The sequence below is a fragment of the Candidatus Planktophila limnetica genome, from assembly GCF_002288365.1.
Classification (GTDB): domain Bacteria; phylum Actinomycetota; class Actinomycetes; order Nanopelagicales; family Nanopelagicaceae; genus Planktophila; species Planktophila limnetica.
The window spans coordinates 1,240,920-1,255,888 of the sequence record NZ_CP016782.1 but is presented as its reverse complement, the minus strand read 5'-3'; the positions used below and the strand labels follow the sequence as shown (position 1 = coordinate 1,255,888).

At 45.4% G+C, this 14,969-nt stretch carries 16 protein-coding genes; all 16 read left to right on the top strand.

The features are described 5' to 3' along the window. The first annotated feature begins 6 nt into the window (after nt 1-6). The 16 genes from PHILAsVB114_RS06580 to PHILAsVB114_RS06505 all read left to right on the top strand — a co-directional run bounded on the left by PHILAsVB114_RS06580 (nt 7) and on the right by PHILAsVB114_RS06505 (nt 14,855). Nucleotides 7-912 carry an ABC transporter ATP-binding protein gene (locus PHILAsVB114_RS06580; RefSeq protein WP_095698565.1) on the top strand — a complete coding sequence of 302 codons (906 nt, stop codon included), beginning with the start codon at nt 7-9 and terminating at the stop codon, nt 910-912. Continuing rightward, the gene (locus tag PHILAsVB114_RS06575; RefSeq protein WP_095698564.1) at nt 912-1,703 is read left to right on the top strand and encodes a DUF2705 family protein; all 792 of its coding nucleotides are present in this window, start codon (nt 912-914) and stop codon (nt 1,701-1,703) included. The genes PHILAsVB114_RS06580 and PHILAsVB114_RS06575 overlap by 1 nt, the downstream gene beginning before the upstream one ends. A gap of 91 nt (nt 1,704-1,794) precedes the next feature. Further along, complete coding sequence (locus PHILAsVB114_RS06570; RefSeq protein ID WP_204246789.1) at nt 1,795-2,997, top strand: C40 family peptidase; 1,203 nt, start codon at nt 1,795-1,797, stop codon at nt 2,995-2,997. Nucleotides 2,998-3,006: 9 nt separating this feature from the next. After that, the gene (gene tilS, locus PHILAsVB114_RS06565) at nt 3,007-3,963 is read left to right on the top strand and encodes a tRNA lysidine(34) synthetase TilS (RefSeq protein WP_095698562.1); all 957 of its coding nucleotides are present in this window, start codon (nt 3,007-3,009) and stop codon (nt 3,961-3,963) included. 36 nt (nt 3,964-3,999) lie between these two features. Then, nucleotides 4,000-4,551 carry a hypoxanthine phosphoribosyltransferase gene (gene hpt, locus PHILAsVB114_RS06560; RefSeq protein ID WP_095698561.1) on the top strand — a complete coding sequence of 184 codons (552 nt, stop codon included), beginning with the start codon at nt 4,000-4,002 and terminating at the stop codon, nt 4,549-4,551. A gap of 11 nt (nt 4,552-4,562) precedes the next feature. Further along, entirely contained in the window at nt 4,563-6,620 is a 2,058-nt protein-coding gene (ftsH, locus tag PHILAsVB114_RS06555; protein ID WP_095698560.1) for an ATP-dependent zinc metalloprotease FtsH, read from the top strand. Continuing rightward, on the top strand, nt 6,617-7,228 hold the full coding sequence (gene folE / locus PHILAsVB114_RS06550; RefSeq protein WP_095698559.1) for a GTP cyclohydrolase I FolE: 612 nt from the start codon (nt 6,617-6,619) through the stop codon (nt 7,226-7,228). The genes ftsH and folE overlap by 4 nt, the downstream gene beginning before the upstream one ends. A gap of 5 nt (nt 7,229-7,233) precedes the next feature. Beyond that, nucleotides 7,234-7,995, top strand: coding sequence for a dihydropteroate synthase (gene folP / locus PHILAsVB114_RS06545; RefSeq protein ID WP_095698558.1), 762 nt, complete (start codon nt 7,234-7,236; stop codon nt 7,993-7,995). Beyond that, the gene (folB, locus tag PHILAsVB114_RS06540; protein WP_095698557.1) at nt 7,992-8,354 is read left to right on the top strand and encodes a dihydroneopterin aldolase; all 363 of its coding nucleotides are present in this window, start codon (nt 7,992-7,994) and stop codon (nt 8,352-8,354) included. Before folP ends, folB begins: the two co-directional genes overlap by 4 nt. Next, nucleotides 8,351-8,806 carry a 2-amino-4-hydroxy-6-hydroxymethyldihydropteridine diphosphokinase gene (gene folK, locus PHILAsVB114_RS06535; protein WP_095698556.1) on the top strand — a complete coding sequence of 152 codons (456 nt, stop codon included), beginning with the start codon at nt 8,351-8,353 and terminating at the stop codon, nt 8,804-8,806. Before folB ends, folK begins: the two co-directional genes overlap by 4 nt. A 46-nt stretch (nt 8,807-8,852) precedes the next feature. Continuing rightward, nucleotides 8,853-9,647, top strand: a complete 795-nt coding sequence (gene panC / locus PHILAsVB114_RS06530) for a pantoate--beta-alanine ligase (protein ID WP_095698555.1) — start codon at nt 8,853-8,855, stop codon at nt 9,645-9,647. Beyond that, entirely contained in the window at nt 9,644-11,257 is a 1,614-nt protein-coding gene (locus PHILAsVB114_RS06525; protein WP_095698554.1) for an L-aspartate oxidase, read from the top strand. The genes panC and PHILAsVB114_RS06525 overlap by 4 nt, the downstream gene beginning before the upstream one ends. Then, nucleotides 11,254-12,078 carry a carboxylating nicotinate-nucleotide diphosphorylase gene (gene nadC / locus PHILAsVB114_RS06520; RefSeq protein WP_095698553.1) on the top strand — a complete coding sequence of 275 codons (825 nt, stop codon included), beginning with the start codon at nt 11,254-11,256 and terminating at the stop codon, nt 12,076-12,078. Before PHILAsVB114_RS06525 ends, nadC begins: the two co-directional genes overlap by 4 nt. Nucleotides 12,079-12,081: 3 nt before the next feature. Beyond that, on the top strand, nt 12,082-12,846 hold the full coding sequence (locus PHILAsVB114_RS06515; protein WP_095698552.1) for a type III pantothenate kinase: 765 nt from the start codon (nt 12,082-12,084) through the stop codon (nt 12,844-12,846). A gap of 20 nt (nt 12,847-12,866) precedes the next feature. Beyond that, nucleotides 12,867-14,357: a lysine--tRNA ligase gene (gene lysS / locus PHILAsVB114_RS06510; protein WP_095698551.1), complete on the top strand. Its 1,491-nt coding sequence runs from the start codon at nt 12,867-12,869 to the stop codon at nt 14,355-14,357. A 6-nt stretch (nt 14,358-14,363) separates the two neighbouring features. Further along, nucleotides 14,364-14,855, top strand: coding sequence for an amino-acid N-acetyltransferase (locus tag PHILAsVB114_RS06505; RefSeq protein WP_095698550.1), 492 nt, complete (start codon nt 14,364-14,366; stop codon nt 14,853-14,855). The last annotated feature ends 114 nt before the right edge of the window (nt 14,856-14,969 follow it).

The following is a 14,969-nucleotide window of genomic DNA, read 5'->3' as shown; positions in this document are numbered from 1 at the left end:
GGGGACATGTCCACTATGGCGATATCAGTACGCGATCTGAGCAAGAAATATGGCGATCGCATGGCTGTTTCGCATATCAACTTTGATGTTCCACTCGGAACTGTCTGCGGATTCGTGGGACCAAATGGTTCGGGCAAAACAACAACGATGCGAATGTTGCTTGGTTTGATTTCCCATACCGGTGGCAGCGGGCAAGTACTAGATGCTTCCATTGATGAACCAGAAAAATATCTTTCACAAGTTGGCGCAATGATTGAAGGACCAGCCTTTTATCCAGCACTCACAGGTGCGGAGAACTTGAAGGTTTTAGCAACACTTGGTGGATTTCCAATTGAGCGCGTGCAAACCTTGCTTGATCAAGTTGGACTTGGAGATCGCGCAAAATCTAAATACAAGACTTATTCACTCGGCATGAAACAACGCTTAGGTATTGCCGCGGCTTTACTGCCAAATCCAAAACTACTTATGTTGGATGAGCCGACAAATGGTCTTGATCCAGAAGGTATTCAAGAAGTGCGCGCGTTGTTGCGCTCATTGGCGGATACAGGAACAACAGTATTTGTTTCATCCCACCTGTTATCTGAGCTTGAAATCATCAGCGATTACTTAGTCATGCTTCGCAAAGGTGAAGTTGTATTTGCAGGAAAGATTGAAGAGTTATTACTTGCTCAACAAAATGTTCTCATTGTTAAGGGACAAAACCCTGGAGATCTGGAAAAGATTCTTGGGATTGCAACATCAATGGGTCACAGCGCAACGATTAGAAATAGCGAAGTGCATGTGCAGGCCGATGCAGATTGGGCAGCAACGCTTAACCGCGCAGCATTTGATGCAGGGATAACTTTGGCGCAACTCACTCCGCAATTACCAAACCTTGAAGAGACTTTCTTTGAAATGACGGGGGAGAAATAATGTTCCGCGTTGTGTTGGCCGAATTACGCAAACTTCGTCGCCCTACTTTGGTTCTTGGCACATTGGGCGCAGCGCTATTTTTCTCTGCGCTGATTACTTCGTTCCTGTTCTTGTTAATTGATGATCCAGATGGCAACGGAGATCGTGGTCGACAAATTGGGCGAGAAGTACTCGTTCTAGCATCTGGTTCAGTCACTGGTTTCTCATCAGTTGGAGGACTACTCGGAATCATTGCGCTCTGTGTTTTCGCGGCGCAGACAGCGCAGGAATATACATATGGCACGTTGCGTAATTTATTAGTGCGCCAATCTGGGCGCTTGCGAATCCTTGGTGGCAAATTAATTGCGAACACTATTTTTGCAGGGGTCATGGTCTTATTTAGCGCGGTTGTCAGTATTGGCATTTCGGTTGCTTTAGCACCAGGTGCGAAAGTTTCAACAGATCTATGGTTTACCAGTGATGGATGGTCTTCGATTATTCACACAATTATTAATGTCTTTATTGCAGTCTTTGGCTTTGGAGTATTCGGTATGGCTCTGGGCCTACTGTTGCGCTCTCCCATTAGCTCGATTTCTGTCGGTGTGCTCTGGATACTCATTATTGAAAATCTATTGGGCGCCGTTAAAGAAAGTGCCCTGCGATGGTTGCCTGGGTCACAGTTAAATACGATTGCAGAAGGCGGATCAGAAACGATTTCATATTCGCATGCAATGCAGGTTGGTGGGGCATATGTGATTGCTATTTCAATAATTGCAGCGGTGCTTTTTTCTCGCCGCGATGTTGCAAATTAGGACACAGAAAACTCACAAAGTTAAATACCCGCTTTGCGCGGGCTCATTCTTTATCCTTAGTACATCTCTTCCCCCATGGAGGTTGTACTTAGTGAGCCGTAACCGAGCTGTAGTTCTTGCTGTGGTTCTTGGGCTAACAATCACGAGTGCCCCCGCATACGCTGCAACACCAAAACCAACTCTTGCTCAAATTGAAGCGGCAAAAAAAGCTGAAGCGACAAAGAAAAAAGCTGCAGATGCGGCTGCAAAGAAATTAGCATCGGCCACACAAACACTTCGAGGATTAACAGCTAAAGCCACCGCTGCACGTGCTTTGTATGTCAAAGCACAGAAAGAGTTAGCAGTTGCAACTACCGCTGCTAATGCTGCAGCAGCACACGCGCAAGAAACAGCCGCGCAAGTAAGTGCAGCGCATCGCACAATTGGAAAACTTGCAGTCAACGCATTTGTTATGGGTGGAAGCCTTACCGATATCGAACCATTGCTCAGTGCAAATGGACCACAAGATTTAGTTGATCAACTCACAACGCTAGATTCATTAGGTGCGCAAAACACAACTGCGCTTAATCGTTTTAAAGCAGCAGAAGTAATTGCTAAGGCTGCAAAGATTCAAGCCGATAACGCAAAATTAGTTCAGGTAAGAGCCACGGAAAAAGTAGCAGCTGCCAAGAAGACGGCAGATGATGCGCAGACCGAACAACAAAAAGAGGTTTCACGACTTCAAAAGATTCAAGATGATTTGATGAAAGAGTTGTTAAGTGCTCGAAAGGTGCGCACAACTCTTGAACAACAACGAGCACTTGCATTACTTGAAGAGAGTCAAGCAAATACTGCAACCTTTACGCCAAACCAAGCAAAGGTCTGGCCGGATATTGGATTTAAAGGTCGTTCAACATCTCGCACAACAGAGGCACAACGTGCTACTGCAGTTGCATTTGCTAAGAAACAAGTAGAAGCGCGTAAGCCATACATTTGGGGATCTGAAGGACCGAACTCATTTGATTGTTCCGGTTTGGTTTATGCAGCATATAAATCAGCAGGACTTGGATGGCCAAATTGGGATCGCCTTAACTCCGCGCTTTACTCGGGCTATACCAAGCACGTAAGCCTGAGTGAATTAGTACCGGGTGATTTACTTTTCTATTCTTATAAAGGAACCATTTCAACAATTCACCACATAACAATTTATGCAGGTGGCGGCATGATGTGGGAAGCAAATTCAAAAGGAAAAGGCTTGCTCTACTCCAATATCTACAGCGTTAAGGGGCTTATGCCATTTGGCGGTCGGGTCTAGTCTTAGGCCATGTCTGCCAACACCGTTGCGATTCGTTCTGCGGTTCGTAGCGCTCTCAAGGATTGCACAGCAGGTGATTTAATTTTGGTCGCAGTATCTGGCGGCGCCGATTCACTAGCCCTTGCCTATGCGCTGAGTTTAGAAGCACCGAAAATGGCTGTGCGCATTGAAGGCGTTAGCGTTGATCACCAATTGCAATCGCAATCTTCTGTGCAGGCAGAAAAAGTTGTTGCAGCACTATTAAAAATGGGAATTGAAAAAACACATGTTGTTAAAGTCGATGTTGAAATTACAGATGGGCTAGAAGCATCTGCGCGCCGCGCACGTTATGCAGCACTCGATGCTTGCGCTGAAAAAACTGGAGCTGTATTTGTTTTTCTCGGACATACTCGAGATGATCAATCCGAAAGTGTTTTACTCGGTCTCACTCGTGGATCCGGTGCACGTTCTTTATCTGCGATGGCAGCACGTAATGGAAAATATATTCGTCCGCTACTTTCAATCACTCGTGAAGAAACTTTAGGCGCCTGCGCTGAAGCACAACTCGATCCTTGGGATGATCCACACAATGCTGACAAAACTTTTACACGTGTTCGAGTGCGCCACGATGTAATTCCTCATTTAGAAAAAAACTTAGGTCCTGGAATTTCAGCTGCCCTTGCACGCACAGCATCACTACTGCGCGATGATGCAGATGCACTTGATCAATTAGCAGAAGCAGAATTTGTGTCACACCAACCACTTTCACTAGATATTTCTCGGCTTGAAAAATTGCCCAAGGCGATTCGCACTCGAGTTCTTCGAATGGCCATTTATGCCGCAGGTGCTCCATCAGGGTCCATCAGCGCCGATCACATCGCCCCAATTGAGGCGTTAATCACCGACTGGAGCGGGCAAGGCCCGTCTGATCTACCCGGCGGTGTGAGAGTTAGCCGAATTTCGGGCAGACTTTCGCTCTCGCAGTAAGCCCATCACAGGCCAGTTAATAAGAAGGAGCTCATCTTGGATCTCAGCGCAGTTTCAAAAGATATTGAACGCGTCATTGTGAGCGAAGAAGATTTGCAAAAAAGAATTAAAGAATTAGCTGCCCAAGTTGATAAAGATTATGCAGGCAAAGACCTTTTATTACTTGGTGTTTTAAAGGGTGCGGTAATGGCTGTTGCCGATCTTTCACGTGCCCTGCAACGCCACGTTGAAATGGATTGGATGGCTGTTTCATCCTACGGTTCCGGAACTAAATCAAGTGGTGTTGTTCGAATTCTTAAAGACCTTGATCGAGACATCACAGGTCGCAACGTTTTAATTATCGAAGACATTGTTGATACTGGTTTAACTCTCTCGTGGTTAAAAGCAAACCTTGAATCACGTGGAGCTGCAAATGTTGAAATTCTTACAATCCTTCGTAAGCCCGAGGCTGCCAAGGTGGAAGTAAATGTGAAATATATTGGCTTTGATATTCCATCTGATTTCGTAATCGGATACGGATTAGATTTTGATGAAAAGTATCGCAACCTTCCCTTCATTGGTGTGCTTGCTAAGCACATGTACTCCTAGGAGAACACACAATGGTGCAAGCAAAGAAACCAAACTCAATTAACCCAATTAAGTTGCCGAAGAAGAAGGTTGCAAAACCTGGACCTAAGAAGCAATTGACTCGCTCACAGCGAATTCTTCGCGGACCACTCTTTTGGATTATTGCTGCAATTGTGGCTGTCACAGTATTTGGACAGATCTCAAATGCCGGAAATCAATACACACAGATCAAAACTTCTGAAGCACTCGATGCAATTTCACGATCTGATGTTGAATCTGCAATTCTTGTTGATAAAGAACAAAAACTTAGACTTGAGTTAAAAGCTGGCAAAACAATTAATGGCTCCAGCAAAGTAGTTGCTTCCTACGTTGTTCGCCAAGAACCAACAGTTATTGACGCACTTACTGGCAATCCACCTGCAAAGGGCTGGACTGTTGATGTTCCGAAGCAATCACTCTTTGTTTCATTCCTATTCTCATTTGCACCAATTTTGCTCATTGGCTTGCTCTTCTTCTTCATGATGAGCCAAGCACAAGGTGGCGGTGGAAAAGTATTCTCCTTTGGTCGCTCACGTGCGAAGTTACAAGATCCAGATGTTCCACAAACTACATTTGCAGATGTTGCAGGTGCAGATGAAGCAATCGCAGAACTTCGCGAGATAAAAGACTTCTTAGCTAATCCACCTAAGTACGCAGCCATTGGTGCAAAGATTCCAAAGGGCGTTTTGTTATACGGCCCTCCAGGAACAGGAAAGACTCTCCTTGCACGCGCTGTTGCTGGAGAAGCAGGCGTTCCTTTCTATTCAATCTCAGGTTCTGACTTTGTTGAAATGTTTGTCGGAGTTGGCGCTGCACGTGTTCGTGATTTATTTGCACAAGCAAAAATTCATGCACCAGCGATTGTTTTCGTAGATGAAATTGATGCTGTTGGTCGCCAACGTGGCACCGGTATGGGCGGCGGACATGATGAACGCGAACAGACTCTTAATCAATTACTAGTTGAGATGGATGGCTTTGAAGCCAATGGCTCAGTCATTTTAATTGCAGCAACTAACCGACCAGATGTTTTAGATCCTGCATTATTGCGTCCAGGACGTTTTGATCGACAGATTGCTGTGGACCGCCCAGATCTCAAGGGACGCGAAGAAATTCTTAAGGTGCATGCAAAAGGAAAGCCACTTGCTAAAGATGTTCAACTAGTTTCCTACGCACGGCGCACACCAGGATTTACTGGCGCAGACCTTGCAAATGTTCTTAACGAAGCTGCTCTATTGACTGCTCGCGAAGAGAAGAAAGTTATTTCACATGCAGAGTTAGATGAAGCAATTGATCGCGTTATGGCTGGCCCACAACGCAAATCTCGCATCATGTCTGATGATGAACGTCGTGTTACTGCCTATCACGAAGCAGGACATGCACTTGTTGCATATGCACTGCCTCATACAGATCCTGTTCACAAAATTACGATCATGCCTCGTGGTCGCGCCCTTGGTTACACAATGGTCTTGCCAGATGATGACAAGTACTCAACAACTCGAAATCAATTACTTGATCAGTTGGCGTATTCACTCGGTGGTCGCGCAGCGGAGGAATTAATCTTCCACGATCCATCAACTGGTGCTTCTAATGACATTGAAAAGGCGACAGCCCTTGCTCGCGCAATGGTTACGCAATATGGAATGACTGAGGCAATTGGTGCAATCAAGCTTGGCTCAGATACATCCCAACCATTTATGGGTCGCGACTTTGGCCACCAACGTGATTATTCAGAAAACGTTGCAGCAATTGTTGATGCTGAGATTCGCAAACTTATTGAAAATGCCCACCATGAAGCATATGAATTACTCGTTGAAAATCGCGTGACTCTAGATGCAATGGTCTTGGCACTTCTTGAAAAAGAGACGCTTGATAAAGATGAGATTGCAAAGATCTTTAAAAAGATTAAAAAGCGCAACAACCGTCCTGCATGGACAGGTTCTGCAATGCGTATTCCTTCTCAACTTCCTCCAATAGATGTGCCAGCTCGAATTGAGAGCACACCGGATGATGTTAAGAAGCGCACAACTCGCGGCAAGAAAAGCGACGAATGAGTGAGATAAGCCCGGCATCAATGGGCCCACACGATGGTCGAGCACTACATGAATACGATCACGAACGTGCAGAGCGTGCAGTTAAAGAGTTACTGATCGCTATTGGTGAAAATCCAGATCGCGAAGGATTAAGAGATACTCCCGCACGTGTTGCACGAGCGTTTAAAGAAAACTTTGCAGGTTTGTGGCAATCACCAGAGGATGTATTAACAACTACTTTTGATATTGGACATGAAGAACTCGTCATTATTCGCGATATCGAAGTCTTTTCTCACTGTGAACATCACTTAACTCCATTTCATGGTGTGGCACATGTTGGCTATATCCCAAGTGGAAAAATAACTGGACTATCAAAAGTTGCACGTCTCGTAGATTTATTTGCACGACGCCCACAAGTGCAAGAGCGCCTGACTTCTCAAATAGCAGATGCGATGGTTGAAATTCTTGATGCCGCTGGTGTGATCGTCATTATTGATTGCGAACACTTATGTATGTCTATGCGTGGAGTAAGAAAGTCAGAAGCACGCACAGTTACAAGTGCTGTGCGCGGAATTTTGCGCGATGCCGCAACTCGCTCCGAAGCAATTAGCTTAATTACAAATCGGTAAATCCCATGTTGGTCATGGGGATTTTAAATCTCACTCCTGATTCATTCGCAGATGGTGGACGCCATAACTCATTTGAAGCAGGTGTTGCTCGCGCTCTAGAAATGATTGCCGAAGGCGTGGACATCATCGATATCGGTGGTGAATCAACGCGGCCAGGAGCTGATCGCATCAGCGCAGAAGAAGAACAAGCACGCGTGTTACCAGTTATTGCAGAGCTTTCAAAAAGTGGTGTGAAAATAAGTATCGACACAATGCGCGCAGATACTGCAGAAAAAGCAGTGCAACTCGGTGCTTCGATTATCAATGATGTCAGCGGCGGGCTTTCAGATCCTGCAATGTTCGCAACAGTTAAAAAACTTGGAGTCCCTTACATATTGATGCATTGGCGCGGAGAGTCTAAGCAGATGAATTCGCGGGCAATCTATACAGATGTGGTCAGTGATGTTATTTCAGAGCTGAATTCACAGATCGATGCCGCACTAGATGCTGGTATTAACAAGTCACAAATCATTATTGATCCGGGCTTGGGATTTGCAAAGGAGGCAGAACATAATTGGGAGATATTACGAAACCTTAAAAAATTCACATCTATGGGCTATCCAGTATTAATTGGCGCATCCCGTAAACGCTTTCTTGGCGGGGATAATCCCGATGAACGTGAAGTGGCAACAATTGAATTAACAAAGACTCTTGTGCCACAAGGTATTTGGGGCGTTAGAGTTCATAGCGTGAAACCACACGTTGATGTCATTGCAGGTGCCAAGTGAATGATTTGATCACGATCACTGGCATTAAAGCTTTTGGCTATCACGGAGTCTTCGAACATGAAGCAGCAAATGGGCAAGATTTCTTTGTTGATGTCGAATTACGGGTTAATTTAGATAAGGCCAGCGAAAGCGATGAACTAAAAGACACGGTTGATTACGGCGCAATAACCGATGCTGTTGTCTCAGAAATTACGGGAGAGCGTGTTCAATTAATTGAACGTCTTGCAGGCCGTATTGCTGACAGAGTTTTATCCCAAGATGCGCGAATCAAAAGCGTTGCAATCACAGTTCATAAACCAAATGCACCAGTGAGTGCACCTGTTCAAGATATTAGCGTCAGGATTGATCGCACGCGATGAAAGCTGTTGTTGCACTCGGTGCCAACCTTGAAGAACCACGCAAAGCAATTGAATTAGCAATCGAATTACTCAAGCAGGCAACTGATGTCACTGCTGTTTCCTCGCTCTATGAAACAGAGCCTGTGGGCGGTCCAGAACAAGATAATTACATCAATGCAGTTGTGACACTGGAAAGTGAATTACCTGCAGCCGATTTACTCTCACTCTTGCATGGAATTGAAAAGAGCATGGGTCGAGTTCGAGAAGTACATTGGGGCCCACGAGTAATTGATTTAGATTTAATTTCATACGGCACCTTGCTTTCAAAAAGTGAAGAATTAACGCTGCCGCATCCACGTGCACATGAGCGGCGCTTTGTTTTGCAACCGTGGCATGAAATAGAGCCTGATGCGATATTGCTTACGCACGGGCGAATTGATCAACTTTTGGAGCAATTGCCACCTTCGCTTTAGAATTAACCCATCATCGCCCGGTACCTGAAAGGACTGGAGCCACAAGATGAAGATCGCAGTAAGTGCTACAGAGTTAACTGTCGATGGCGCCTGCGCATTTGTTCCAACTATGGGCGCATTACATGCTGGTCATGCATCTCTTATAAAAAAGGCTCGCGAATATAGCGACAGAGTTGTTGTCAGTATTTTTATTAATCCCCTGCAATTTGAGAATAAAGATGATTTAGCAAAATACCCACGGACTCCAGAGTTTGATATTGAACTTGCAGCAAGTGCTGGTGCAACAGATCTATGGCTTCCTAACGTTGATGAAATTTATCCAGGAGAAGTAACAAAAATATCTGCTGGAGCACTTGGTGATATTTATGAAGGAGTTAAACGTCCTGGCCACTTTGATGGTGTTCTAACCGTTGTTAATCGATTATTTGGATTAGTAAAACCAACGTGGGCAATATTTGGTGAAAAAGATTTTCAACAAATCACCCTCATTAAATCTATGAAATCTGATGTGCAGATAATTGGTGCACCAACTGTTCGTGATGCAGATGGCTTGGCACTTTCTTCTCGCAATGTGCGAGTATCAGATAGAAATGCGGCATTGGTTATTTACCAAGCATTGCGGGCTGCGGCAAATGAAAAGAGTATTGATGGTGCACGCAGCGTTATGGCAGAAGTTTTAAGTAGCGAGGGATCCTTTACTCTGGATTACGCAGAAATCATTAATGAAAACAACTTTGAAAAGGCCCAGCAAAGCGATGCAAATAAGCGTGCAATTATCGCCGGTTGGGTAAATGGCATCCGTTTGATTGACAATATGCCAATGAACGGCGGCGCCCAATGAAGTTACTTGCTCCTAATCCAGGGTGGACTTCGCGCGCCGATGTCATTGTTGTTGGATCCGGAATTGCAGGTTTAACAACTGCGCTGCAGATTCGAACATTTGGTTTATCTGTATTGCTCGTGACAAAAGCGCGCGTTGATGAGGGTTCAACTAAGTGGGCACAAGGTGGCATTGCAGCTGCCCTTGGTCCGGGTGATTCACCTGATCAACATGAAAAAGACACACTCGATGCTGGCGCAGGATTATGCGATGTTGCTGCAGTAAAAGTATTGGTCAGTGAAGGACCAGATGCGGTGCGTAGATTAATCGAAAGCGGTGCATCATTTGATTTAGAAGAAAGTGGCGAAATCGCGCTGACTCGCGAAGGTGGTCATCACCGCAATCGCATTCTGCACGCAGGTGGGGATGCGACGGGTGCAGAAGTATCACGTGCGCTATTGGCTGCAGTTCATAACGATCCGCAGATCGAAGTTCTCGAACACGCATTGGTATTAGATGCGCTCAAAAATTCTGATGGCGCAGTCTGTGGCGTGACACTGCACGTTATTGGCGCCGGTTCTAGAGATGGTGTGGGTCGCGCAATCGGTCGAGCAGTAGTACTTGCAACTGGTGGACTTGGACAAGTTTTTTCACAAACAACTAATCCATCTGTATCAACTGGTGATGGCGTTGCACTTGCACTTCGCGCTGGTGCGAAGGTTTCAGATGTTGAATTTATTCAATTTCACCCAACTGTTTTGTGGTTGGGAGATAACTCCGAAGGTCAACAACCATTGATTAGTGAAGCTGTGCGCGGTGAAGGTGCATATTTGTTAAATGATGCGGGCGAAAGATTCATGAAGAGCCAGCATGAAATGGCAGAGCTTGCACCTCGCGATGTAGTTGCAATTGCAATCATGCGCGAGATGAATCGCACAGGCGCGCACCATGTCTGGCTTGATGTTCGCCACCTAAGTGGATTTAAAGAGAGATTCCCAACCATTTACGCATCCTGTATTGCACACGGTATTGATCCAACGAGTGCGTTAATACCTGTCGCGCCCGCTTCTCACTATGCATCAGGCGGCGTGCGAGTAGATCTTGATGGCCGCACAAGTGTTAAAGGCTTATTTGCATGTGGTGAAACTGCTTGCTCTGGTGTGCACGGAGCAAATCGTCTTGCATCAAATTCACTATTAGAAGGTCTTGTATTTAGTGCTCGTATTGCCGCAGATATCAGCAAGAACTTGCCAGAGTTTTCAGAACCCGTTGAGAATAACTCTGCAGAATTTTTACTTGATCCAAGTGTTCGCAAAACACTGCAAGCCAGCATGAGCCGTGGCGCAGGTGTGTTGCGCTCTGCCGATTCACTAATTGCAACGTCTAATGATTTATCTCGCATCGAAGGTCGCACCAGTACAGCTGCATGTGTTGAAGCATGGGAAACAACAAATCTATTTCAACTAGCAAACACAATTTTGCGAGCAGCCTTAATTCGTCAAGAAACCCGTGGCTCCCACTGGCGTGAAGACTTTCCGCACCAGAGCAATGATTGGCACAAAAGAATTGTTCAACAGATGGATCAGAGTGGACAATGGCGCACTGAGTATCAGGAGGTGAACCACTCATGATCGATCGCGAATTAATCAAACGAGCTATTGCTGAAGATTTAAATGGTGGTGTCGACATCACTTCTATGGCAACACTTTCGCCCGATGCAAAAGTAAGCGCACAATTTGTTGCACGCAACGAGGGAGTAATTGCGGGTATTAATATGGCAATTGCAACGCTGGCTGAAGTCGGTGTCACCGATGCCACTGCCTTGGTTAAAGATGGAGATCTGGTTAAAAGCGGAACAGTATTAATCAAAGTATCTGGAAATGCTCGCGGTATTTTGCTTGCAGAGCGCACGGCACTTAATTTCTTAGGACACCTCAGTGGTATCTCAACGCTTACTTCCCAATGGGTAAATGCAGTTGCCGGTACAGAAACAAAAATTAGAGATACACGTAAAACAACGCCAGGCATGCGCGCACTAGAAAAATATGCAGTGCGCATGGGTGGAGGAACAAATCATCGCTTGTCCTTAAGTGATGCTGCCCTCATTAAAGATAATCACATTGCAGCTGCAGGTGGCGTCGTTGCTGCTTTCTCACTCGTTCATGAAAAGTTTCCGACATCTGAAATTGAAATCGAAGTAGATAATCTGCAGCAATTACGCGATGTTCTACCGCTTAAGCCAGGTTTAGTTCTTTTGGACAACATGGATCCAGAGCAATGCGCAGAAGCAGTTGCACTAGTTGCTGGCGCCACAAAACTTGAAGCATCGGGTGGAATCACAATCGAAAACGCACGTGCATATGCCGAAGCAGGAGTTGATTACATCGCAGTTGGAGCGCTGACGCATTCAGCACCAAATTTTGATATCGGACTAGATATGGAAGTGGAGTAAGCCATGTTGCTCACCGTAGATGTTGGTAATACCAACACAGTTCTAGGAATCTTTAAAGGCGAAGAACTTGTGCGCTCATGGCGTGTAAAGACTGATCCACGCAGCACTGCAGATGAGTTGTGGCTGCAATACGGCGCGCTTGTGCGCGATTACAAAGTATCTGCTTTAGCAATTTGTTCGACAGTGCCAGCAACGCTTCGTGAATTGCGAACAATGATCGCGGATTATTTTGCGGATGTTGAAGTCACAATTGTTGAACCTGGCACTAAAACTGGTGTGCCACTATTAGTTGATAATCCAAAAGAAATCGGCGCAGACCGAATTGTTAATACTCTTGCCGCTCATACTCTGTACGGCGGACCTGCAATTGTTGTGGATTTTGGAACTTCAACAAATCTTGATGTTATTTCTCCTAAGGGAGAATTTCTCGGTGGAGCACTTGCGCCGGGTATTGAAATTTCAGTAGATGCGCTAGCAGCACGCGCCGCTCAGTTACGCAAAGTTGAATTAGTACGTCCAAAGAATGTGATTGGTAAAAACACTGTTGAAGCTTTGCAATCTGGAACAATTTATGGATTTGCTGGGCAAGTAGATGGTTTAGTTGACCGAATAACAACAGAATTACTAGACCAATTTGGAACGCGCCCAACTGTTATTGCAACTGGTGGACTTGCCCCGCTAATAATTGGAGTCAGCGAAACAATTGATCACCACGAGCCTGATTTAACTTTGATTGGGCTGCGCCTGATACACGAGAGAAACTCGTAACTCGGTAGGATTACAAGCCTATGAGCATCGAGGACGATCTACCGGAACAACTGCGCATTCGTCGCGAGAAGCGTGCGAGCCTTATTGAGCGCGGAATCGAGCCATATCCAGTATCTGTGCCTCGCACAAAAACACTTGTAGAAATTCGTGCACAGTACGCAAACATCGAAACTGATAGTGCAACAGGAGATGTTCATAGCGTCAGTGGTCGCATTATTTTCAAACGTGACACAGGAAAACTTTGTTTTGCAACTCTGCGCGAAGGCGACGGAACAGAATTACAGGCAATGATTTCCTTAGACAAAGTTGGCGAAGAGCAACTTGAATCATGGAAAAGCGATGTTGATCTTGGTGACTTTGTAAGCGTCACTGGTGAAATCATTTCATCAAAGCGTGGCGAGCTATCTGTTCTTGCTAACTCGTGGGCGATGGCGTCAAAGGCGCTTCGTCCACTTCCAAATGAACACAAGCCAATGTCGGAAGAGACTCGTGTTCGCATGCGTTATGTGGATTTAATTGTTCGCCCAGAAGCGCGCGAATACGCACGGCTTCGTCCAACGGTGATGCGCTCCCTTCGCGAAACATTCCACAATGAAAACTTTGTTGAAGTTGAAACACCAATGCTGCAGGTTATGCATGGTGGGGCTGCTGCTCGACCATTTGTTTCGCATTCAAACGCCTATGACATGGAACTCTTCTTGCGTATTGCACCAGAGTTATTCCTCAAGCGCTGCGTTGTTGGCGGAATAGAGCGAGTATTTGAAATCAATCGAAACTTTAGAAATGAAGGCGCTGACTCTTCTCACTCACCAGAGTTTGCAATGATCGAGAGTTACCAGGCATATGGTGATTGGAAATCAATAGCCGCACTCACACAAAAGCTTGTTCAAAATGCAGCAATGGCAATTACTGGTTCACACGTTGTTACACATCACGATGGTCGCAAAGCTGACCTTGGTGGCACATGGAAAGAGATTTCACTCTATGACGCAATCTCTGAAGGAGTTGGGGAGAAAGTAAGTGCCCTTACAACAGTTGATGATTTAAAGCGTATTGCAACGAAATTAGGCATAAAGATTGACCCTAAGTGGATTGCAGGAAAACTTGCAGAAGAAATATTTGAGCACGTGGCAAAAGATCAACTGATTGCTCCAACATTTGTTATGGGTTTCCCAGTTGATACATCACCACTTGTTCGTGCACACCGAGAAATTCCTGGCGTGGCAGAAAAGTGGGATCTCTATATTGATGGATTTGAATTAGCAACAGGTTATTCAGAGTTAGTTGATCCTGTTATTCAACGCGATCGTTTAGTTGAACAAGCAAAACTCGGTGCTAAGGGTGACCTGGAAGCGATGCAAGTAGATGAAGATTTCTTGCGCGCAATGGAGTTTGCAATGCCACCAACTGGTGGAATGGGAATGGGTGTGGATCGTTTGTTAATGGCCCTAACGGGACTTGGAATTCGCGAAACAATTCTCTTTCCATTGGTTAAACCAGAAGCTGAATAATTGAATATGGAAATTCGTCCCGCCCGCACATCTGACATCAAAGGCATTCGCACACTCATTGATACATACGCTGTCGGAAAACGTTTGCTCACAAAAGAGACAGTTACTTTGTATGAAAGTGTTCAAGAATTTAGTGTTGCGATAGATAATGGTGAAGTTGTTGGTTGCGCAGCCCTTCACGTTTTATGGGAAGACCTCGCAGAAGTTCGCACCGTTGCAGTTATTGAAAGATTGCGTGGCACAGGTGTTGGCCATCAATTAATGCAAGCAATTGAAGAGCGTGCACGCGAAATTGGTGTGAAAAGAATTTTCTGTCTTACATTTGAAACTACATTCTTTGGTCGACATGGTTTCGAAGAGATTCAAGGAACACCCGTTGAAGCTGATGTGTATGCCGAGATGCTTCGTTCCTATGACGCTGGTATCGCTGAGTTCTTAGACCTTGAAAGTGTTAAGCCGAACACCTTGGGCAACACTCGTATGCTCAAAAAACTCTAGATCTGCCGGTATTTCGGGCATAAATACGCCATATATGGGGTTCAAACCTATGTAGAACTCATCTCGCGAGCCATGCCCCCTTCGGGCTAGGCTTATCCAACGAAGAAATAAGTA